The following is a 22,012-nucleotide window of genomic DNA, read 5'->3' as shown; positions in this document are numbered from 1 at the left end:
CCAAGTATTAATTTACGGGTCTCTTATTAAGGGAATTTAAAGCTGAAATAACAGCTTAAATATAATATACGAGGAGATATGCAAATGAAAAGGTTACTTGTTATAGGCATCATGTATACAATGTTTTTCCTCATAGGAAATATACACTTACATGCTGATGAACGAGCAAATGTAAAAGAAATTACTAGTTTAGAAGAGCCTAAGTGGATATTTCAGGTGGGCATAAGTAAGGGTAAATATCACGATCGACAAGATTTAGGATTTATTTTGCAGAGAAATACACCATTAAAGGTAAGACAAACGAATCCTAATTTTAAAGACAAATTAACAGTACGTTTATTGTCTAATGACTCTAAAAATGAAAAATCCATACAAGTAGGAAATGAATGGATTACGATTCAAGGGGATACGCCTTTAGTTCCTTTCATAGATACTCCGTATGGTGAAGAGCACGCTGTACTTGAGTACCAAGTAGGGAATGAAAGTGCTACGAAACCTCTTCCCATTTATAAACAACAAGGAAGTGTATCTCAATTTTTTAGTACATGGGATCACTTTGATGGGGAGTATGCATTAATTCAAGGTGAGAGTTTCCAATTATTTATACCTAAAAAAGATAAAGAGTTAGTAAGATCTTTAAAAGATTTTCAATCGTTGGATGAGTTAATTGCATATTATGAAGATATTTTTGCGATGTATGATTCCATTATTGGTTTAGATGACTCAACGGTTGAAAATAAAAAAAGTCAAAATCGTTATTTCTTAAAAGCAGATATATCCGGTGCTGGCGGTGCCTATTATGGTGCAAATTGGACAGCGAATAGTACAGATAGTACAAAGATGTGGTTAGATAAACTAAGTTGGGGAACTTTACATGAAATCGCTCATGGATATCAAGCAGGTTTTGATAATCAAGGAATATTTACAGGAGAAGTTTCTAATAATCTATTTGGTGTTCAATATCAATATAGTAAATACGGCAAAAAAGCAGATCAAGTTGGTTGGTTATTTAATTTTGGGAAGAAGGAACAGGTAGAACGGAATTTATACAATGCTTTAATGAAAGAAAATAAAAATTATGATGACTTAGATTTACGACAAAAACTTATTCTTTTAACGATGGCGAAACAAAAAGCTGGCGATGAAGCTTTTGCAAAAATGTATCAAGGTTATCGAAAACTAGCTAGCAATGCTGCTTTCAAAAAGGGTGATCATTCTTTACCAGATTTAATGAATCAGTATTATAGTGAGCGTGGACAAGTTGATTTTACACCCGTTTTTGAAAGATGGGGCTTTAAGCTTAATAATAAACAAGTGGAGATAAATAGGGCGAAAGGTTATTCGGCTGTTACGTCTTTAGCGTATATAGTGCCTGAATCACAATTAGCTAAGGCGAGAGCTCTAGTTGATCCTGATATTCCGATAAACTCTAACTTTGAAATAGTTACGAATCAGCAAATTGCTTCACTTGGGTTAAAAGGGAATATGCATATCCATTTACATACAAATGAAATAGATACATTGAAAGGAGGAAAAATTAAATTAAAAGAAGGGAATACAGTTGTTCAAGAGAAAACAATTGAAACAACAGATATCAATTTACAAGACGTACCAAATGGAGTTTATACAGTTGAGATTTCAGGTGGGAAAACGGATAGTATGTACCATTTTAGTTCGTATTATGCCTATGTAAAAGAAAAAGATAATAGTCTAACGATTGATGTTAACGAAATGAAAGTGAGCAATTTGGTAAATGAAACGATCCAATTCTTAGGATTAGGAGATGATCAGTTTGCCGAATTAAATACAGACTTAGAGCAAAAACAAGCTGTTTTTACGGTTACTACTAAAACGCCCCATAGCTATTATGCAGGTGAAAAATATGCATCAATAGAGGTGTTTAATGCGAAAGGTGAAAAAATTTATACGAAGGAAATGGAAGGAACAAATGTAACGATTGTAAAAGATACCATTCCACTAAAAGAAGGATATAAAATTAAAATCTATCATGATGAAATAAAAAAACGATTAACTAGTAAAGCTACTATTATTAATCCTATGAATAAAACAAATGAATTTATAATGACAAAATGGGGGTTAAAAAATACTTCTTTGCAAAATAATCCAGAAGAAAATCTTATGCAAAGAATTGATGAAGAAATGGAAGCCATTATAGAAAATCCAGTTTTAAAAGAGATACCAATGCAAAAATTAGAAATGAAAAAGAATGTGTGGCTGGCAATAAATATGTTATCAGAACCACAAAAAATAACGTATATGGAAAAATATAAAGATAGCTTATATAATGAGTAATTTTTGAGAAATGAATTGAATTTAAAAAAGTAGCAAACCAATCTATTAACCTATATATAAACATATAGTTAAAAGTTTTATCTATGCTTAAAATTCTAAAATAAATTTATTTAAATTAATAATACGATTATAAAGGAGTAAGAATATGAATAATTTCGTAAAGGTAGGTTTAACTACAGGAGTGGTGTTATCGGCGATTATGCCTTATGGAGGAGTACAGGCGGCAACAGAAGATTTAAAAGTAGAAACAAAGGAAGATACGTTTCGAACAGGTAATTTAACAGCACCTTCTCAAAAATCAGCAGAAAGTGTAGCAAAGGATGCACTAAAAGGAAAAACAGAACAAGCATTATCATCAAAGCAAGTTAATACGGAATCCAAAGTTAATTATAATGTTACGCAAAGTCGTAAATCTTATGATGGTACTACATTGGTACGTCTTCAACAAACATATGAAGGACGTGATGTATACGGATATCAACTAACAGCACATATTAATGATGATGGTGTACTTACGAGTATTTCGGGAGATAGTGCCCAAGATCTACAACAACAGAAAGATTTGAAACAACCTATTACTCTATCAGAGGAGGATGCAAAGAAGCAACTTTTTAAAATCTATGGGGATAATCTTACATTTGTTGAAGAACCAGAAATTAAACAAGTGGTATATGTAGATGAAAATACAAATAAAGCTACAAACGCATATCAAATTACTTTTAGTGCATCTACACCTGAATATGTATCTGGTACGGTATTAATTGATGCTTTTGTTGGAGATCTATTAAAAGAACTCGTTCAAAAATTGGGTATACAAGTAGATAGCAGTATCGTTCAATCTGCAACAGCAAATAAATCACAAGATCCTTCAAAATTAACAGGTACAGGAAAAGATGACTTAGGTATTAATCGTACGTTTGGAATTACGCAGCGAAGTGATGGAACGTACATGCTGGCAGATTATTCTCGTGGTAAGGGAATTGAAACATATACTGCAAATTATAAAGATTATAATAATTATAGAAGAAATGTATGGGGTTATTTGGATGATTTAGTAACAAGTAATTCTACAAATTTTACAGATCCTAAAGCAGTTAGTGCCCATTATTTAGCAACGAAAGTATATGATTTTTATCAAGAAAAATATAGCCGTAACAGCTTTGATAATAACGGGCAAAAAGTAATTTCTGTCGTTCATGGCTGGAATACAAATGGTACGAATAAAGGAAATCCTAAGCAGTGGTTTAATGCATTTAGTAATGGAGCTATGCTAGTATACGGAGATCCAATTGTTAGAGCATTTGATGTGGCAGGACATGAATTTACACATGCGGTTACAAGAAATGAGTCTGGACTTGAGTACGCAGGAGAAGCTGGTGCAATTAATGAGGCTCTATCTGATATTTTAGGAGTAGCAGTTGAAAAATATGCCAATAACGGAAAGTTCAATTGGACAATGGGAGAACAATCAGGTCGTATTTTTAGAGATATGAAAAACCCATCATCTATCTCTTCTAGATATCCGGAGGACTATAGACATTATAATAACTTACCTATTGATGCTGACCACGATCATGGTGGTGTACACACGAACTCTAGCATTATTAATAAAGTAGCTTACTTGATTGCTAGTGGTGGAAACCATAATGGAGTAAACGTACATGGCATTGGAGAAGATAAAATGTTTGATATTTTCTATTATGCAAATACGGATGAATTAAATATGACTTCTGACTTTAAAGAATTAAAAGAAGCTTGTATTCGTGTAGCAACGAACTTATATGGTAAAGACTCATTAGAAGTACAAGCTGTCCAACAAGCCTTTAAAGCAGCTTATATTTAATAATATTTTGATGAATTATAAACCCTTTTATTTTAATATAGTGATTAATTTGTGTGTATAGGCAAAAACCTTGTAGAATTTTTCTGCAAGGTTTTTTTAGAATTTTATTTTACAAATGTGTTATATAGTTTTTAGTTAATTAGGATAAAAATAATCCTATAACTGTATGTAAGAATGTGTGATTTTACAACCTTTTCTATGATAAAAAAAGATACTACTTTAGCAAATATAAAGAGTTAGAAATTATAGTTTATAGGGCACTTTTTTGTTCCTATGGAACTTTAAAGTGCGTAATTTTCTTTATCGTTAATATATATCATAATGGTATTTATTAGTTGGTTTTAGCTTTACTCTGCTGTTGATGTGATTTTTTAACATGACAATGATTAGAATCAGAATTATCGAGTAGATGTAAATGATGATAATTTCGATTTTCAATTCCGTACAGAGTGCAATAGCTACATAATTTTCGTTTATACTCTTTTGAAAAAAGGGTGGATCAGCTTATTTTCTGTTAAAGATAAGAGAAATGAACCACAATATAAACGTAATTATTTATTCCAACGTAAGTCAATCATGTAGCACATGAATTTGGAGGGATCTATATGCATATGCAATTAAAAGGGAAAACAGCACTGGTTACTGGATCTACGGCAGGCATTGGAAAAGCAATTGCCACTTCATTAGTAGCGGAAGGAGCTACTGTACTTATTAATGGACGCCGTGAAGAAAATGTTAATCAAACGATAAAAGAAATTCGAGCGCAGTATCCTGATGCCATTCTTCAACCTGTAGTAGCTGATTTAGGAACAGAACAAGGGTGCCAAAATGTGATTGAAAAGTACCCTGAAGTAGACATTCTTATTAACAACTTAGGAATTTTTGAACCTGTAGAATATTTTGATATCCGTGATGAAGATTGGTTTAAATTGTTTGAAGTCAATATTATGAGTGGTGTTCGACTTACTCGCTCGTACTTGAAAAAAATGATTGAAAGAAAAGAAGGAAGAGTTATCTTTATTGCTAGCGAAGCAGCTATTATGCCATCTCAAGAAATGGCTCATTATAGTGCGACTAAAACGATGCAACTCTCACTTTCTCGTAGTTTAGCTGAGCTGACGACAGGAACGAATGTGACTGTTAATACTATCATGCCTGGTTCGACTTTAACGGAAGGAGTGGAGACTATGTTAAATAGTCTTTATCCTAATGAGCAGTTGACAATAGAAGAAGCTGAGAAGCGATTTATGAAAGAAAATCGACCAACCTCTATTATTCAAAGACTTATTCGACCAGAAGAAATTGCCAATCTTGTCACTTTCTTAAGCAGCCCACTATCTTCAGCGATTAATGGTTCCGCGTTGCGAATAGACGGGGGATTAGTACGTAGTGTATTTTAATAAATTTAAAACAATATAATATGCTGTTGAAGGTAAAGATGGTAAGGCAAATGAGTTGTATTTTACTTATTAACAGAAATATATATAAAGCAAATTGTGATATGAAAACAGCCGGATTTTCTACTATAAGAAAAATTCGGCTGTTATTTTTTTATTTGTTGTAAAGGATGGGAAGCTTTTAAGGTTGTGGCACGCCTCTTAAGACAAAGATAAGGCGAAGTGATCCTGCTGTTATTTGTAGTATTTAGTGAAAGTTACCAAACGTTTTTCAACACTATTTTCCCTATTGCTTTATTTGATTCCAAATATTCATGTGCTTGTGCAATTTCATCAAACGTAAAAGTTTTCGAATCTAGCAATGGGCGAAGTTTTCCTTCTTCTACTATTTGCGTTAGTTTATTTAAAATTTCCCCACAAGCGTCACGTTTATCTGTATGTAATATTTTTAACGCCATAAAAGTAACGTGCAGAGAGAGTCCTTTTGCGTGTAAAGGAGAGAGGTCATGGGTTGAACGAGCTGCAATTGTTACGACAGTTCCGTTGATTGCAGCAGCTTCGAAAGAGTTATCGAGATTTTTGCCACCTACTGTATCAAATATAACTTCAAATCCGTTGCCATTCGTATGTTTTTGCACATATTCTTGAACAGATTCTTCTTTATAGTTAATAGCTACGTCAGCTCCGAGACGATGGGCTATTTCTATTTTGCTTTGCTGAGAAGCGGTTGTAAAAACTTTAGCACCAGCCCATTTAGCTAGTTGAATGGCTACGTGTCCTACGCCACCAGTAGCTCCATGAATGAGAACATTTTGACCAGGTTTAATATTTGCACGATCAAATAAAGATTCCCAAGCTGTAATTGCCACTAATGGTAGAGCAGCTGCTTCTTCCATTGTTATATTGTTAGGTTTGTGAGCAATTAATCGCGTATCAGCAAGCATAAACTCTGCAAGTGCACCACCAGTTTCTTTAAAACCTCCGGCACATCCGTATACTTCATCGCCAGCTTTGAATTTCGAAACACCTTTTCCTACTTCAATAACAATACCAGCTACATCGCCATGTAATATAGCTGGAAACTCAGGAGCGACTGCTGAAACGGCACCACTACGCATTTTCGTATCGATTGGATTTACACTTGTTGCTTTTACATCGATTAGAACATGACCTGGTAAAAGTTTTGGTTTTGAAACTTCTTCTAATTGAAATACAGATGAATCTCCAAAAGAATGGATAATTTGTGCTTTCATAGTTTATACCTCCTGTTTATGGTTATAGCATAGCAAAGTACGAAAAATAAGTATAATATTTTGAATTTGGTTAGCGAGCATTTTATATAAAGAAGAGGAAAGTACGTGGGATCATGTAACGTATTTGCAAAAGCAACTGTAAAGTTTTTTGAAGAAAGGATAGATGTTATTTTTGCAGCACGATTTATTCATTATGTTTATTACTACTTACTTAGTATAGGTACTTTTAAGTGCCTACATCACTTTAAAGTACGTACTGTTATTCATGTTATGGCCGATTTATAATAACACTCGTAGCACAAAGAAAGTTATAACGATGACAATCGGCAACAATGTGGTGTTGCAGTATTGCTTATGAATTTTGAGAAGAAATATGAAAAGTATAGATTTATATGAATAAAGGAAAGTGAGTGAAACACATGGAAAAGTTTGCGAATCATTTTGGATATAATCGTATGTTTGCGAAAGATCAGCTTACATTAGGAGTTCACATTCCGATTGAAAATTATCAGTTTCATGCTCCAACGATGGAAAAACAAGTAGAGTTAGTACAAAAAGCAGAACAATATGGTTTTACAGGTGTATGGCTTCGCGATGTTTTACTGCAAGACCCTGACTTTGGTGATCCTGCAACAGGTCAAATTTACGATATGATGATTTATTTAACGTATTTAGCAAGTAAAACAGAGAAAATCGCATTTGGAACGTCGGCAACCGTATTGTCACTTCGTCATCCATTGCGTGTAGCAAAAGAAATTGCTACATTAGATCAACTATTTCCAGAAAGAATTATGCTTGGCGTTTCATCCGGTGACAGACGTGCCGATTTCAAAGCGCTAGGTGTTAGTCATGAAACACGAGGTGAAAAGTTTAGAGAAGCGTTTGCTTACTTGGAAGAGATTTTGTATAAAAACTTCCCGTCTATCCAGTCGACACTAGGAGAAGTGAATGGAGCGAATTTGGTTCCAAAACCGTCTAAACGTGTTCCAACCTTTATTACAGGTTTTAGTCAGCAAAATATGGATTGGTTCGCTGAACATGGTGATGGATGGATGTACTACCCACGTAGTCCAGTGCATCAGGCAGCAGCAATTGGACAATGGAGAGAACTAGTAGAGGATTATCATCCAGATGTATTTAAACCATTTATCCAACCGATGCATTTAGACTTATCTGAAGATCCAAATGAACGTCCTACACCGATACGTTTAGGTTACCGTACAGGGCGTAAGGCACTAATTGAATTACTTGATATATATAAAAGTATTGGTGTGAATCATTTATTCCTTGCTCTATTTGATGGTCAACGTCCAGCTGACGAAGTATTGGATGAGCTAGGAGAAGAAGTACTACCGCATTTCCCAGCCTTGTAAAGGAGTGAAAAGAATGAAAGCAATAGGACTTACGCAATATGGAGATAAAAGCGTACTACAAGAGATTGAAATGCAGACACCGCTATTGGGAGACAACGATGTACTGATTGAAGTATATGCAGCTGGTGTAAATCCCGTGGATTGGAAAATACGTGAAGGTTTACTTCAAGACGTAATTTCTTATGACTTCCCGCTCGTTTTAGGATGGGATGTTGCAGGTGTAGTTGCTGCTATAGGGCCAAACGTAACAGCATGTAAAGTGGGGGATGAAGTATATAGTCGTCCGGATATTGAACGAAACGGTGCTTATGCAGAGTACGTGGCTGTAGATGAGAAATATGTGGCGAAAAAACCGAGGAATTTATCTTTCGAAGAGGCGGCATCAATCCCTCTTGTAGGTTTGACAAGTTGGCAAAGCTTAGTGAAGTTCGCAAATGTTCAAAAAGGTAATAAGGTTTTAATTCATGCTGGATCTGGCGGAATTGGTACGTTTGCTATTCAGCTAGCGAAAAGTTTCGGTGCACATGTTGCAACTACGACTAGTACGAAAAACATGCAGTTTGTAAAGGATCTAGGCGCTGATACTGTCGTCGATTACAAAACAGAAGACTTTTCTTCGCTTTTGCATAATTACAATATTGTTTTTGATGTGTTAGGCGGAGATGTACTAAAGGATAGTTATAAAGTGCTTGCACCAAATGGAAAGTTAGCGTCTATTTATGGTCCGAAAGGTATGGAAATTCCGCAAACCGAGATATCAAGAGAGAAAAATATTGAGAGTGACCATATATTTACTGAACCTAACGGATATGAACTTTCTCTTATTACAGAATTAATTGAGGACGGGAAGATTAAACCCGTTGTAACGCATGTGTTGCCTTTACATGTAGAAGGTGTAAAAAAAGCACACCACATAAGTGAGTCAGAGCGTGCTCGTGGCAAAATAGTATTGAAGAAACATTGGTAAAGTATGAGGTTTTAGAGACAGTATTGTGCTAAGTAGCAAATGAGTTTATATATTCTATTCTAGCAATTGTTTTAAAAGGGAGAGAACAAATGGATTCAATGACATTTCTTTTATTTGGAGCGACAGGGGATTTAGCGAAACGCAAAATTTACCCTGCTTTATACAAATTATTTAGTAATGGGAATATACCGCAATCTATTTCTATTATCGGTATTGGTAGAAGGGTAATGTCAGATGTGGAATTTCAAACAAAGGTAGAACAATCCCTTGCTACATTTTCTAGAAGATCTGCTGATGACGAATTAGGAGTAGAAGAATTTATTAGCACATTTCGTTATTGTCAATTAAATACAGCGAATATAGAGGACTATCAAGATTTGTTGAGTCTTGTAAAGAGACGTGAAACAGAATTAAACATTCCTGAAAACCGCATGTTTTACCTATCTGTTATACCAGAAGTATTTGATGTCATTGCTTTAAATATTAAGGAAATTGGATTGTGGGCTACAAAAGGATTGAACCGTCTTATTATAGAGAAGCCTTTTGGTCATCATGTAACGTCTGCTCACGAGTTTAACGAAAAATTAATTGAAGATTTTGATGAAACTGATATTTTTTATATCGATCATTATCTTTGAAAATGAGTGGTAACTAAGGATAAACTTAGAAAAGTAATACGAAATAAGTAGTATGTAATTTAAGACATTTTTATTGACGATAATAATATATGTGGTTAATATACTAGACATAAGATTATTTAATTACTAAAAGTAATTAAATATATGTTATTTCGTAAAGTATTATAAATAAGTAAGTCGTGGTAGAAACGCTTTGAATTGCCACTATTAATATTGGGGACAATTAGAAAGCGAAAGGTATAAAAAGAATTGGAATTTGATAACTCTTTGTTTTTTATAAAAACATGAGCTTCTGTACAATTCATTTTTAATATATTGACCAGGATTATACAACAAGAGGGGGACTGAAATTGGAATCAATGACCTTTGTTTTATTTGGAGCGACAGGGGACCTAGCGAAACGCAAAATTTACCCCGCACTATATAACTTATATAGAGATCAAAAGCTTCCAAAGCAAATATCCGTTATCGGGCTTGGGAGACGTGAAGTATCTCATGTAGATTTTCAAAAAAGAATAAAAGAATCAATAGAGACGTTTTCTCGTCATAGAGAAGAAGGTACTCCAGAACTCGAAGGTTTTTTAGATAATTTTCGCTATTGTCCATTAGATGTGAGTAAGCCGGAAGACTATGAGAGATTATTACAAGTCGTTCGTGAAAGGGAAGAAGAACTACATATAAAAGGGAATAGAATGTTCTATCTTTCCGTTGCTCCTGAATTTTTTGAGACAATCGCTTTAAATATTAAGGAAAGCGGACTTGATAAAACGGATGGATGGAAACGCCTAATGATTGAGAAACCGTTCGGGCACGACCTTACATCTGCTCGTGAGCTGAATGATAAGCTTAGTCGCACGTTTGAAGAAGACGAGATATATCGTATTGATCATTATTTAGGTAAGCCGATGATTCAAAACCTTGAAGCACTAGAGTTTGCAAATCCTGTTTTACAATCGATTTGGAATAAAGAACATATAGCGAATGTACAAATCACAGCGAGTGAAACAGTTGGGGTTGAAGAAAGGGCAGGATATTATGATCAGGCAGGAGCCATTCGAGATATGGTTCAAAATCATATGTTACAAATATTAATGATGACTGCTATGAATTTGCCGGAAAAGGTTAATGCATGTGAAATTCGAGAGGAAAAGCGAAAGGTAATGGAGGCGCTTCGTAAAGTGAAAAAAGAAGACGTTCAAAACCATATCATTCGCGGACAATATGGTGCAGGTGAGATAAATGGCGGGCAAGTTGTAGCATATAAAGAGGAGCCAGGAGTAAATCCTTCTTCTAATATAGACACATTTGTCGCTGCTCGCTTGTGGATCGATAATCCATTTTGGACTGGCGTTCCCTTTTATATACGAACAGGCAAACGAATGAAAGAAAAGTCTACTCGTATTGTAATCGAATTTAAAAATACGTTAAAACAGCAATATCAAGATAGTAATCCAAATGCAGCACCTAACTTGTTAATAATTGAAATTAGCCCAGGTGAGAACGTTTCATTACAGTTAAATAGTAAAAATCCATTGAAAAATGGAGAAATTGAACCGATCCGTATTAACTTTACTTGTGAGCAAGCGGATGTGGGAGTACCTGAAGCGTATGAAAGACTCATTCACGATGCTGTGAGTGGAGACGCTACATTCTTTGCACATTGGAGAGAAGTTGAATTGTCATGGGAATGGGTACAACCAATTCTTGAAGCATTCGAGGAAAACTTATTACCACTTCATGAATATGAGTCTGGTTCATATGGTCCAGAGGCATCTAATGAATTATTGCAAGAAAGTGGATTTAAATGGTGGTTAGATCAAGAAACGAAAAAATAAGTACTTTCTTTCATGAAAGCATGTAGGGGGACGATTACTATGACACAAAACATAAATCAATTAGCAGTGAATACAATTCGTACGTTATCAATTGATGCCATTAATGCGGCAAATTCAGGTCATCCAGGTCTTCCGATGGGAGCAGCGCCAATGGCTTATGCATTATGGGCGAATCATTTAAATCATAATCCTAATCATCCAAAATGGTTTAACCGTGATCGCTTCGTTTTATCGGCGGGACATGGATCTAGCTTATTATATAGCTTACTTCATTTAGCTGGATATGACGTTTCAATTGATGACTTGAAAAACTTCAGAAAGTTAAATAGTAAAACACCAGGTCATCCTGAGTTTGGTCACACTTCTGGAGTTGAAGCGACGACAGGACCGTTAGGACAAGGGATTGCGAATGCTGTCGGAATGGCAATGGCAGAAGCGCATTTAGCGGCGAAGTTCAATAAGGATGGTCACTCTATTATTGATCACAATACGTACGCTTTAGTTGGAGACGGTGATTTAATGGAAGGTGTCGCTTATGAAGCGATGTCAATGGCAGGACATATGAAACTTGGCAAGTTAATTGTGCTGTATGATTCAAATGAAATTTCACTTGATGGTGAATTAAACATTGCTTTCTCTGAAGATATGCAGAAAAGAGTAGAATCTGCACATTGGCAATATGTAAGAGTTGAAGATGGAAACGATGTTGATGCGATTACAAAAGCGATTCAATTAGCGAAAGATAATACGGACCAACCTACTCTTATAGAAATTAGAACCATTATAGGTTACGGAAGTCCAAAAGTTGCTGGAACGAACAAAGCACATGGTAACCCGCTTGGAGTAGAAGAAGCGACAGCGACAAAACAAGTGTATGGTTGGCATTATGAAGAAGACTTCTTTGTACCTGAAGAAGTAACAGCTCATTTTAATGAACTGAAACAAAAAGGTATTGAAAAAGAAAATGGCTGGAATGAGCAGTTCAACTTATACAGAGAGTCAAACCCTGCACTAGCAGATGAATTAGAAAAAGCGATTACAGGTGAAGTTTTAATCGAAGCGAAAGACATTTTATCCTTCGATACTGAAAAAACGATTTCAACTCGTGTTGCAAGTGGGGAAGCTATTAATCATTATGTGAAATCGATTCCTTCTATTTTCGGTGGGAGTGCAGATCTTTCTCATTCTACGATGACAGATATAAAAGGTGAAGCAGTGTATGCGGTAGAATCGTATGCTGGCCGAAATATATACTTCGGTGTACGTGAACATGCAATGGGCGCAGCAGCGAATGGACTGGCTCTTCATGGAGGAGTAAAAACGTTCGTGAGTACATTCTTTGTATTTAATGACTATCTTCGTCCATCTATTCGACTGGCTGCATTGCAAAAGTTACCTGTTACGTACGTATTTACACATGATTCGATTGCTGTAGGAGAAGATGGTCCAACGCATGAACCTATTGAACATTTAGCAGCTCTTCGGGCAATTCCTGGTTTAACAGTTATCCGTCCGTCAGATGCAAATGAAACAGCAAGTGCGTGGGCGTATGCTTTACAGCAAACGGATGGTCCAGTCGTTTTAGTACTGAGCCGTCAAAATTTACCGGTGTTTCATGAAACGAAAGCAAACATAGAGAATCTTTCTAAAGGGGCTTACGTATTAACACAAACGAATGAAAATCCGGATGTAATTTTAATTGCGACAGGTTCTGAAGTATCCTTAGCTGCTAGTGCGAAAGCGAAATTAGAAGAAGACAATGTCTCTGTTCGCATCGTTGCAATGCCAAGCTGGGAGTTATTCGATCGTCAATCGAATGAATATAAAGAATCCGTTCTTCCGTCTTCTGTAACGAAACGAGTATCTCTTGAGATGGGTGTATCTCTCGGGTGGGAGCGTTATGTAGGACAAGAAGGAAAAGTACTATCAATTGAAACATTTGGAGCTTCAGGAACTGGTGCGGAAGTCATGAATCTATTTGGATTTACGACAGAAAATGTTGTTCAAATTACAAAAAATGTATTGAATTCTTAAGCTATGACTGTGAATACCTTTCCGTACATATCAGTGCTGCAAGGTATTCCAGATTGTAGTGATATGAATTTTTAATAAAAGATGATTTGAGGAGGAATTATATTATGCAAGTAGGATTAATTGGGTTAGGTAAAATGGGATTAAACTTAGGGAAAAATTTAATCGATCATAAACATGAAGTAGCAGCATTTGATTTGAATGCAAGTGCAGTGGAAGAAATGAAAGAGTACGGGGCAACAGGTGCATCTAGTTTAAATGAACTTGTTCAGTCATTACAATCACCAAGAGTTCTTTGGGTTATGGTACCACACGCTGTTGTAGATTCTGTTATCGATGAGGTTACACCACTTTTATCAAAAGGAGACATTTTAATTGAAGCGGGTAATTCACATTATAAAGAGTCTATTCGCCGATATGAGCAACTAAAGAAAGATGGTATTCACTTTATGGATGCAGGAACTTCTGGCGGAATGGAAGGCGCTCGTAATGGTGCTTGTTACATGATCGGAGGAGATCAAGAAGCTTGGGATATCGTTGAACCTATCTTCCGAGATACTGCTGTAGAAAATGGATTCTTATATGCTGGAAAAGCTGGTAGTGGTCACTTCTTAAAAATGGTTCACAACGGAATTGAATACGGTATGATGGCTGCTATTGGTGAAGGATTTGAGATCCTAGAGAAAAGTGAATTTGACTACGATTATGAAAAAGTATCAAGAGTATGGAATAACGGTTCAGTAATCCGCTCATGGTTAATGGAATTAACTGAAAATGCATTTTCTAAAGATGCAAAACTAGATGAAATTAAGGGTGTTATGCATTCTTCTGGTGAAGGAAAATGGACAGTAGAAACAGCATTAGACCTTCAAACAGCAACTCCTGTTATCGCAATGTCGTTATTAATGCGCTACCGCTCATTAGACAATGATACATTTACAGGAAAAGTAGTAGCAGCTCTGCGCAATGAATTTGGCGGACATGCAGTAGAAAAGAAATAAACATCTTAAAAATTTAACTCATTAACGTTTAAAAAATGGAGGGAATGAATCATGAAATTTTTTATTGATACTGCAAATCTTGAGGACATAAAAAAAGCATATAAACTTGGAGTTTTAGCTGGTGTTACAACGAATCCTTCTTTAGTAGCAAAAGAAGGGATTAAATTTGAAGACCGTATTGCAGAAATTTGTCAGGCAGTGCCGAAAGTTGAATCTGTTTCGGCAGAAGTAACGCCAGATGCTGTGACGGCTGAAGAAATGATTGCTCAAGCAGAAGAGTTGATTAAGATTAACGGCGGCGATGAGAAAGTTACAATAAAACTTCCAATGACGCTAGCAGGATTAGAAGCTTGTCGCTATCTTACTGAAAAAGGTGTGAAAACGAACGTTACACTTATTTTCACTGTGAACCAAGCACTTTTAGCAGCTCGAGCAGGTGCAACGTATGTTTCTCCATTTTTAGGACGTTTAGATGATATTTCTGAAGATGGCGTATTATTAGTTGCTAAAATTGCTGAATTATTCGATGTTCACCAATTAGATACACAAATTATTGCGGCTTCTGTTAGACATCCAGATCATGTAACTCGTGTAGCGATGGCAGGTGCTCACATTGCAACAATCCCTTATAAAGTAATTGAACAACTTGCTATGCACCCATTAACAGATCAAGGTATTGAGAAGTTTGCTGCGGACTGGGCGAAAGCTCCTAAATTATAATGCATAAAAGTGAAGGAGCTTTCCGAAAATTGCTTTTCATGAGAGGACAAATCCTAAGTAACTTCATCGTTTAAACGGGATCCCGAGTTTGTAGTCTTACTATGTGAAAACAGCAAGAGAAGAAAGCGTCATTCACTTTTAAAAAAGGAAAATTTGCTTACGCGAAGCGTTTATCACAATAACATTACAATTATGAAAGAGAAATCCCCTTATCAGAGAGATGAGTTAAAGTATATCTCTGATAAGGGAGATTCTTTTTATATAAATTATTATGTTGTGAAGATGAGTTGTATATCGATATATAAATTTTTACTCAAAAAAGAACTATATAGGTTCTTTTCATTGTATATCATTTTTGAAAGGGTTTACATAAAGGGGTGGAATTGCGTATGAATATGTACCTTTTAATGATTACATTATTATCAATTGTAATTGTTATTTTAGGGGTATCGTGGTGGAGATGGCATGCGTTTATTAGTTTAACGATTGCAAGTTTATTTTTAGCAATTATGTCTGGAATGCCAATGGATAAAATAGTGAGTGCTTATGAAACGGGAGTCGGAAGTGTTCTTGGGCATTTAGTAGGTATTTTAGTATTAGGTACAATTTTAGGGAAAATGATGGCAGAGTCAGGTGCTGGAATGCAGGTGGCAGAGTTCTTTATTAAATCCTTCGGAATAAAAAACTTACCATGGGCGATGTTAATTGCGGGTTTTATTATTGGAATTCCGGTGTTTTTTGAAGTAGGTATTTTAATATTATTGCCGTTAGTAATTTCTATTCATAAAACAACGAAACAAAATATTTTATTGATAGCATTACCAGCAATTGCTGGGTTATCTGTCGTACACGGCCTTGTTCCTCCGCATCCAGGGGCAATCGTTGCAATTGGCATTTATAAAGCGAACCTTGGGAAGGTACTATTGTATTCACTCATTATTACATTTTTTGCAGCGATTATTGCAGGTCCTATATTCGCTAAATGGGTTCACAAACGTGTAATTCCTGAAAATGAGCCAGAATTGATTCGTGTAAATACAAAATCAACGAAATTACCAGGAATAGGAGTTTCGTTTTTAGTTATATTGTTACCTGTAATGTTAATGGTGTTAGCGGCAGCAGCTCCTTATGTTCCGCTTTCTGATACTTTAATGAAGGTTGTCACATTAATCGGTAGTCCTATCATTGCACTTTTGATTGCATGTTTTGCAGCGTTTTATTTTCTTGGATTTCGTCAAGGTATCGATAAAAAGGCTATTAAGAAGGTAACAGAAGATAGCTTATTACCAATCGGTTCTATCGTTGCGATTATTGGTGCTGGCGGGGGATTTAAGCAAATTCTTATCGATAGTGGTGTAGGGAATGCTATTGCTCAAATGTCTGAGCATTTAGCCTTATCTCCAATTGTATTAGCATTTATGGTAGCTGGATTAATTCGAATTGCGACAGGGTCAGCGACAGTCGCCTTAACAACAGCAGCGGGTATCGTTTCGCCAATCGTTGAAAATACGACAGGTGTGAATTTAGAATTACTCGTCATTGCAACGGGTGCAGGAGCATTAATGTTTTCTCACGTAAACGATGCTGGGTTCTGGATGGTAAAAGAATACCTAGGTTTAACAGTGAAAGAAACATTTAAAACATGGACAGTATTAGAAACATTACTTTCATTTATCGCTTTTGGAGGAGTTTTACTACTCGATATGTTTGTTTAAAATAAGGATGTTTTTATAGTGGGATACTGTAGTAATTTTTTGTTAGGAGGAAGAAATGGTGAGTTCAAAATATATGATTGGTGTAGACATTGGGACAACTAGTACAAAATCAGTTCTATTTTCTACGGATGGATCTGTTATTGCAAGTCATGGAATTGAATATCCTTTATATTCTCCTACGCCGGAAACAGCAGAACAAGACCCAGAAGAAATTTTTCATGCAGTAATACATACGATTAAAGAAACTGTACAGACAAGTAGTGTACAGCCGCATGATATTCTTTGTGTTTCTTTTAGTTCGGCAATGCATAGTATCATTGCTGTAGATGAGAAGGGAAAGCCGTTAACGAGATGTATTACTTGGGCAGATAATAGAAGTGCAAGCTGGGCAGAGAAAATAAAGAATGATATGAATGGTCATGAAATTTATTTGCGGACTGGGACACCAATTCATCCGATGTCACCACTTTCGAAATTAGTTTGGTTACAGAATGAACAGGCAGAATTGTTCGCAAAAACTTATAAATTTATTTCTATTAAAGAGTATGTTTTTTATAAGTTATATAAGGAGTATGTAATTGATTATTCTATAGCATCAGCGACAGGAATGTTCAATTTGAAATCTTTAAAATGGGATGAAGAGGCTTTACGTGTAGCGGGCATTACAGATGATAAGCTTTCTAAACTTGTTCCAACGACGCACAGCTTAACAGGATTAGATGAGGAGCTTGCCAAAGAAATGAATGTACTTGTTTCTACTCCATTTGTAGTAGGAGCGAGTGATGGAGTCCTATCCAATTTAGGTGTAAATGCAATAGATCCTGGCGTTGTTGCTGTGACAATTGGTACAAGCGGTGCGATACGTGCTGTAACAAATCGTCCTGTAACAGATCCAAAAGGTAGAATTTTTTGTTACGCCTTAACTGAAGACCATTGGGTAATTGGTGGACCGGTTAATAACGGTGGTATGATTTTCAGATGGGCTCGTGATCAATTAGGTACTTCAGAGATTGAGCTTGCGAAGCGTTTAGGAAAAGATCCATATGAAGTGCTTACTGAAATAGCAGCAAAAGTGAGTCCGGGGTCCGACGGTTTATTATTTCATCCGTATTTAGCAGGAGAAAGAGCTCCTTTATGGAATGCAAATGCACGAGGATCTTTCTTCGGACTTGGATTGCATCATAAGAAAGAACATCTTATCCATGCTGTTTTAGAAGGAGTAATTTATAATTTATACACCGTTCTTCTCGCTTTAAAAGAACTCATTGGTGAACCGAAAAAAATTCAAGCGACAGGTGGTTTTGCAAGATCGGAACTTTGGAGACAGATGATGGCGGATATTTTCCATCAAGACGTATATGTTCCAGAAAGTTTCGAAAGCTCTTGCCTAGGAGCTGCAATCCTCGGTTTATATAGTTTAGGTGAAATAGATACATTATGCGTAGTATCTGAAATGGTAGGTGCGAATTTCCACCATGAACCAAACATGGAAAGTGTAGAAAAGTATAAAGATTTAACACCAATCTATATTCGTCTGTCTCGTCAATTGGAGGAAGAATATGAAAGTATAGCAGCGTACCAAAAAAAGTGGGTTTAAAAGCTATTTAACAAGAAAATATGGTAACGTATAAAGAGGTACTCTAATTTTTTAGGATACTCTTTCAACATAAAACATTATAGGAAGTAAGATGAATGAAAAATATAGGGAGAGAGGGTTATGAAAATGAAGGATAACAAAGAGTTTATTGGGTATGTTGGAACTTACACGAAAGAAAAAAGTGAAGGAATATATAAGTTTATTTTAGACACGGAAGCAAAGAAAATTAGTAATGTAACACTTGCGGCCAAGTTGGATAATCCTACATATGTAACGATTAACCGAAAGAATGAATATCTCTATTCCGTTGTTAAGGAAGGAGAATCTGGTGGTGTAGCTGCTCATTCGATTGATAGTAAAACTGGAGAGCTAAAGGAGAAAAATAGACAAGTGGTAGAAGGGGCTTCTCCTTGTCATGTGAGTGTTGATAGTGGGACTCACACGGTAGTTACAGCAAATTATCATAAAGGAACGATTGAGTCTTTCGCAGTAAATGAAGAAGATGGATCTGTAAATCCTGCGACCTCTATTATAACGCATAAAGGTTCAGGTCTGAATAAAGAAAACCAAGAGAAACCACATGCGCATTACGCAGGATATACGCCTGATGAAAAATATGTGGTAGGTGTTGATTTAGGGATAGATAAAATAATTACGTATGAAATAAAAGATAGTGTATTAAAAGAAGTGAATAGCTTGGCTGTAAATCCAGGAAGTGGTCCGAGACATATTACTTTTCATCCGAATGGAAAGTATGCGTATGTGATGACGGAGCTTAGTTCAGAAGTTATTGTGTTAACATATAATCCGGCAGAAGGGTCATTTACAGAATTACAGTATATTTCTACCATTCCTGCCACGTTTGATGAAAATAATCAAGGAAGTGCGATTCATATTTCTTCTGACGGCCGCTTTGTATATGCAGGTAATCGTGGTCATAATAGTATCGCTGTTTTCAGTGTGGATCAAAACTCAGGTGAGCTTACATTTGTGGAACACACATCTACAGAAGGAAATTGGCCAAGAGACTTTGTATTAGATCCTACTGAAAAGTTCCTTATTGCTTCAAATGAAAAGTCGCATAATCTTGTGCTATTTTCAAGAAGTGAATCTACAGGTGAGCTAACTCTTTTACAATCTGACGTTGTTGTGCCGGAGCCTGTTTGTGTTAAGTTTTTAAATGTTTAAGTTGTGTTGAAGCTGAATGCATGCAGAGGTGTCGTTATTTGTCGGTAAGTCGATATCGATATCCTTTGTCGAAACGTCGATATATTGAAAAAATCGTTGATATAATTGAATTTGTGTTCGATATATTTGGAAAATCGTTGATATAATTTCATATGCCTAAAAAAAGCAAAGCGATATCGCTTTGCTTTTTACTGTTTCTTTTTCGGTCTACGTACTAACTCGCCGCCGCAGTTTGGGCAAACGTTATGTCTTTCTTCTGTACATGGTGCGCAAAATGTACATTCATATACGCAAATGTATGCTTCAGAATCTTGCTCCAGCGATTGATCGCAAATTTGACAGTTTGTTTTCATTTGTAGTGTCATAGTATTGCTCCTTTTTATTTGAATTTTTATAATTTAATGATAATGTTTAATGGTGGAAACTGCAATTTAAAATGAAAGTTATTATTGTTTATTGACTGTCATTTGTAACTTTATTTCATATTAAATTTTTCATTTGAAAATTTATAAGAATGAAGATCTGCGCGTTGTTATATTTAATAGATCATTGGTCGTTAAAACTGTTGCAAACATTTCATGAAGGCTTAGTAAAGCAAATTTGTGGATATCGTTAGCGCAATAATGTTTCCCATCGTATGCAATTCTATCAAATGTAGCAGTAGCATCAGAAATTACATAGGTAGAGAAACCTAAATTACCAGCCATTCGGACTGTTGTAGAAACACAATAATCAGTTGTTAAACCTATAATTACGATAGTTTCATAATTGTGTTTTCGTAAATAGGATTCTAATTCGGTTCCAATAAAAGCACTGTTCACGCTCTTTTTGAATACGGGTTCATTTATAAGTGGAATAGCAAATTCTTGAAATTCACTACCGATGAAATCTTCTCTTAAAAGATGATTTTCTTTATTTGAAATGTGCTGTATATGAATAACAGGTCGATTGGTATCTCGCCATGTTTGTAGAATGAGTTTCATATTTGATTCAGCATGAGGATTGTTACGATTTCCCCAATATGAATCGTTGAATCCTTTTTGAACATCAACTAAAATAAGTGCGGTATTTTCAGATATTTGTTTCATTTTCATTCTCCTTTATAGGTGTGATTTATTGTTATATTGAAAGGATACTATGTATTATAAAGAGTGAGAATTTCTATTGTTTTTGAAGGGTATAATAAAAAGTTTTAACAAGGGGATGTGGAACGTGGATATTGATTGGTTACGTTGTTTTCTAATTTGTGCGGAGTATAAAAGTTTTTCGAAAGTGGCAGAACGTCTTCATATGACACAACCAGCAGTAAGTAAGCAAATTAGAAAGTTGGAGGACGAGTTAGGTGTAGAATTATTACATAGATCACCGCAAGGAATACAATTGACAGAAGCGGGTATTCAGTTTCAAAAAAGAACTACTTCACTCCTTGAGGACTGGGAAATTATAAAAAAAGATATGAACAAGTTTGGAGAAAGAGTGGATATAACATTGGGGTTACTTCCTAGTCTTGCAGCATTTTATCTACCTCAAAAACTTGTTAATTATAAGGATGAAAATGTAAAAATAAATACGAATGTGTATGATATGTCAAAGGAGATAATGGAAGATCTATTGAGCGGGAAAATAGATGCTGGTTTAGTAGATGAAAAGTGGGTGCCTAAAAATTATTGGAATAAAGAATTATTCAAAGAATCATATGATGTAGTTTTTCAAAAGGAACATTCATTTCATCAACAAGGTATTGTTTTCATGAATCAATTATTGCTTGAACGGCTAGTAATGTATCCTGCTGGATGTGATATACGCAGAGCGATAATTGAGGAGTATGAGAAATGGAAAGTAAAGCCTAATATTAGTACTGAAGTCTCATTTAGAGATTTTATTCTTGGTATGGTTGCTTCTGGGGCTGGAGTTACAATTGTACCAAGAACAATTTCAGAACACATTGGTCATTTACCGTTGTTAGCAAAACCAATTTGCGATTTTAAAAAGCAAAGAGTAATATATGTAATTGCTAGAACTGAGAAAATTGGAAAGACTCTTTTTAAAATGTTTGGGGAAACAGTACATGCCCATCAACTTAAGAACGAAAACAAAATGAACTTTCGTTCAAACAAACTAAAAAACACGTAATGTACTTT

General features: G+C 35.5%; 18 protein-coding genes. 15 read left to right on the top strand and 3 right to left on the bottom strand.

Annotated features, from left to right (window positions below):
• The first annotated feature begins 84 nt into the window (after nucleotides 1–84).
• From PDQ33_RS23335 to PDQ33_RS23325, 3 genes are all read left to right on the top strand, one after another.
• The gene (locus tag PDQ33_RS23335) at nucleotides 85–2,313 is read left to right on the top strand and encodes a putative mucin/carbohydrate-binding domain-containing protein (protein WP_270756692.1); all 2,229 of its coding nucleotides are present in this window, start codon (nucleotides 85–87) and stop codon (nucleotides 2,311–2,313) included.
• 145 nt (nucleotides 2,314–2,458) lie between these two features.
• On the top strand, nucleotides 2,459–4,156 hold the full coding sequence (locus PDQ33_RS23330) for a M4 family metallopeptidase (protein ID WP_061131027.1): 1,698 nt from the start codon (nucleotides 2,459–2,461) through the stop codon (nucleotides 4,154–4,156).
• A gap of 605 nt (nucleotides 4,157–4,761) precedes the next feature.
• Nucleotides 4,762–5,556 carry an SDR family NAD(P)-dependent oxidoreductase gene (locus PDQ33_RS23325; RefSeq protein WP_061131026.1) on the top strand — a complete coding sequence of 265 codons (795 nt, stop codon included), beginning with the start codon at nucleotides 4,762–4,764 and terminating at the stop codon, nucleotides 5,554–5,556.
• A gap of 254 nt (nucleotides 5,557–5,810) precedes the next feature.
• Here the strand turns inward: PDQ33_RS23325 and PDQ33_RS23320 are convergent, their stop codons facing one another.
• Entirely contained in the window at nucleotides 5,811–6,806 is a 996-nt protein-coding gene (locus tag PDQ33_RS23320; protein ID WP_270756693.1) for a zinc-dependent alcohol dehydrogenase family protein, read from the bottom strand.
• 105 nt (nucleotides 6,807–6,911) lie between these two features.
• Here PDQ33_RS23320 and PDQ33_RS23315 point away from each other — a divergent pair, with 105 nt between their 5' ends.
• From PDQ33_RS23315 to PDQ33_RS23265, 11 genes are all read left to right on the top strand, one after another.
• Entirely contained in the window at nucleotides 6,912–7,091 is a 180-nt protein-coding gene (locus PDQ33_RS23315) for a hypothetical protein (RefSeq protein ID WP_061131025.1), read from the top strand.
• 134 nt (nucleotides 7,092–7,225) lie between these two features.
• Entirely contained in the window at nucleotides 7,226–8,179 is a 954-nt protein-coding gene (locus PDQ33_RS23310) for an LLM class oxidoreductase (protein WP_000410338.1), read from the top strand.
• Between the two features lie 13 nt (nucleotides 8,180–8,192).
• On the top strand, nucleotides 8,193–9,146 hold the full coding sequence (locus tag PDQ33_RS23305; protein WP_061131024.1) for an NADP-dependent oxidoreductase: 954 nt from the start codon (nucleotides 8,193–8,195) through the stop codon (nucleotides 9,144–9,146).
• 89 nt (nucleotides 9,147–9,235) lie between these two features.
• Nucleotides 9,236–9,784 carry a glucose-6-phosphate 1-dehydrogenase gene (locus PDQ33_RS23300; RefSeq protein WP_000377927.1) on the top strand — a complete coding sequence of 183 codons (549 nt, stop codon included), beginning with the start codon at nucleotides 9,236–9,238 and terminating at the stop codon, nucleotides 9,782–9,784.
• A gap of 350 nt (nucleotides 9,785–10,134) precedes the next feature.
• Nucleotides 10,135–11,619 carry a glucose-6-phosphate dehydrogenase gene (zwf, locus tag PDQ33_RS23295; RefSeq protein WP_000445343.1) on the top strand — a complete coding sequence of 495 codons (1,485 nt, stop codon included), beginning with the start codon at nucleotides 10,135–10,137 and terminating at the stop codon, nucleotides 11,617–11,619.
• A gap of 39 nt (nucleotides 11,620–11,658) precedes the next feature.
• A complete protein-coding gene (gene tkt / locus PDQ33_RS23290) occupies nucleotides 11,659–13,653 on the top strand; it encodes a transketolase (RefSeq protein WP_076872426.1) in 1,995 nt (664 codons plus the stop codon).
• Between the two features lie 104 nt (nucleotides 13,654–13,757).
• On the top strand, nucleotides 13,758–14,651 hold the full coding sequence (gnd, locus tag PDQ33_RS23285; RefSeq protein ID WP_001195905.1) for a phosphogluconate dehydrogenase (NAD(+)-dependent, decarboxylating): 894 nt from the start codon (nucleotides 13,758–13,760) through the stop codon (nucleotides 14,649–14,651).
• 51 nt (nucleotides 14,652–14,702) lie between these two features.
• Nucleotides 14,703–15,371: a fructose-6-phosphate aldolase gene (fsa, locus tag PDQ33_RS23280; RefSeq protein WP_000667676.1), complete on the top strand. Its 669-nt coding sequence runs from the start codon at nucleotides 14,703–14,705 to the stop codon at nucleotides 15,369–15,371.
• A 389-nt stretch (nucleotides 15,372–15,760) separates the two neighbouring features.
• The gene (gene gntP, locus PDQ33_RS23275; RefSeq protein WP_061131022.1) at nucleotides 15,761–17,086 is read left to right on the top strand and encodes a gluconate permease GntP; all 1,326 of its coding nucleotides are present in this window, start codon (nucleotides 15,761–15,763) and stop codon (nucleotides 17,084–17,086) included.
• Nucleotides 17,087–17,141: 55 nt separating this feature from the next.
• Nucleotides 17,142–18,683, top strand: a complete 1,542-nt coding sequence (gntK, locus tag PDQ33_RS23270) for a gluconokinase (protein ID WP_270394274.1) — start codon at nucleotides 17,142–17,144, stop codon at nucleotides 18,681–18,683.
• 126 nt (nucleotides 18,684–18,809) lie between these two features.
• A complete protein-coding gene (locus tag PDQ33_RS23265; RefSeq protein ID WP_429680769.1) occupies nucleotides 18,810–19,871 on the top strand; it encodes a lactonase family protein in 1,062 nt (353 codons plus the stop codon).
• A gap of 188 nt (nucleotides 19,872–20,059) precedes the next feature.
• On the opposite strand, the gene PDQ33_RS23260 is transcribed toward PDQ33_RS23265, so the two are convergent.
• Together PDQ33_RS23260 and PDQ33_RS23255 are read right to left on the bottom strand one after the other, a co-directional pair.
• Entirely contained in the window at nucleotides 20,060–20,236 is a 177-nt protein-coding gene (locus tag PDQ33_RS23260; RefSeq protein WP_042875309.1) for a DUF1272 domain-containing protein, read from the bottom strand.
• Between the two features lie 141 nt (nucleotides 20,237–20,377).
• Entirely contained in the window at nucleotides 20,378–20,959 is a 582-nt protein-coding gene (locus PDQ33_RS23255) for a cysteine hydrolase family protein (protein WP_080501199.1), read from the bottom strand.
• Nucleotides 20,960–21,083: 124 nt separating this feature from the next.
• Between PDQ33_RS23255 and PDQ33_RS23250 the strand changes: the two genes are divergently transcribed.
• A complete protein-coding gene (locus tag PDQ33_RS23250; protein ID WP_270756697.1) occupies nucleotides 21,084–22,004 on the top strand; it encodes a LysR family transcriptional regulator in 921 nt (306 codons plus the stop codon).
• Nucleotides 22,005–22,012: the final 8 nt, after the last annotated feature.

The sequence above is a fragment of the Bacillus cereus group sp. Bc031 genome, assembly GCF_027716265.1.
In the GTDB taxonomy this organism is placed as follows: domain Bacteria; phylum Bacillota; class Bacilli; order Bacillales; family Bacillaceae_G; genus Bacillus_A; species Bacillus_A paranthracis.
Note: the sequence above shows the minus strand (reverse complement) of the source record. Positions and strands in the feature narration are given on the sequence as shown.

Excerpts from the sequence above, each read along its gene's own strand:
- PDQ33_RS23335 (WP_270756692.1), top strand. The coding sequence starts at position 85 with ATGAAAAGGTTACTTGTTATAGGCATCATGTATACAATGTTTTTCCTC.
- tkt (WP_076872426.1), top strand. The coding sequence starts at position 11,659 with ATGACACAAAACATAAATCAATTAGCAGTGAATACAATTCGTACGTTA.
- PDQ33_RS23325 (WP_061131026.1), top strand. The coding sequence starts at position 4,762 with ATGCATATGCAATTAAAAGGGAAAACAGCACTGGTTACTGGATCTACG.
- PDQ33_RS23320 (WP_270756693.1), bottom strand. The coding sequence starts at position 6,806 with ATGAAAGCACAAATTATCCATTCTTTTGGAGATTCATCTGTATTTCAA.
- PDQ33_RS23305 (WP_061131024.1), top strand. The coding sequence starts at position 8,193 with ATGAAAGCAATAGGACTTACGCAATATGGAGATAAAAGCGTACTACAA.
- PDQ33_RS23330 (WP_061131027.1), top strand. The coding sequence starts at position 2,459 with ATGAATAATTTCGTAAAGGTAGGTTTAACTACAGGAGTGGTGTTATCG.
- fsa (WP_000667676.1), top strand. The coding sequence starts at position 14,703 with ATGAAATTTTTTATTGATACTGCAAATCTTGAGGACATAAAAAAAGCA.
- PDQ33_RS23260 (WP_042875309.1), bottom strand. The coding sequence starts at position 20,236 with ATGACACTACAAATGAAAACAAACTGTCAAATTTGCGATCAATCGCTG.
- PDQ33_RS23300 (WP_000377927.1), top strand. The coding sequence starts at position 9,236 with ATGGATTCAATGACATTTCTTTTATTTGGAGCGACAGGGGATTTAGCG.
- PDQ33_RS23265 (WP_429680769.1), top strand. The coding sequence starts at position 18,810 with ATGAAGGATAACAAAGAGTTTATTGGGTATGTTGGAACTTACACGAAA.
- PDQ33_RS23255 (WP_080501199.1), bottom strand. The coding sequence starts at position 20,959 with ATGAAACAAATATCTGAAAATACCGCACTTATTTTAGTTGATGTTCAA.
- gntK (WP_270394274.1), top strand. The coding sequence starts at position 17,142 with ATGGTGAGTTCAAAATATATGATTGGTGTAGACATTGGGACAACTAGT.
- PDQ33_RS23310 (WP_000410338.1), top strand. The coding sequence starts at position 7,226 with ATGGAAAAGTTTGCGAATCATTTTGGATATAATCGTATGTTTGCGAAA.
- gnd (WP_001195905.1), top strand. The coding sequence starts at position 13,758 with ATGCAAGTAGGATTAATTGGGTTAGGTAAAATGGGATTAAACTTAGGG.
- gntP (WP_061131022.1), top strand. The coding sequence starts at position 15,761 with ATGAATATGTACCTTTTAATGATTACATTATTATCAATTGTAATTGTT.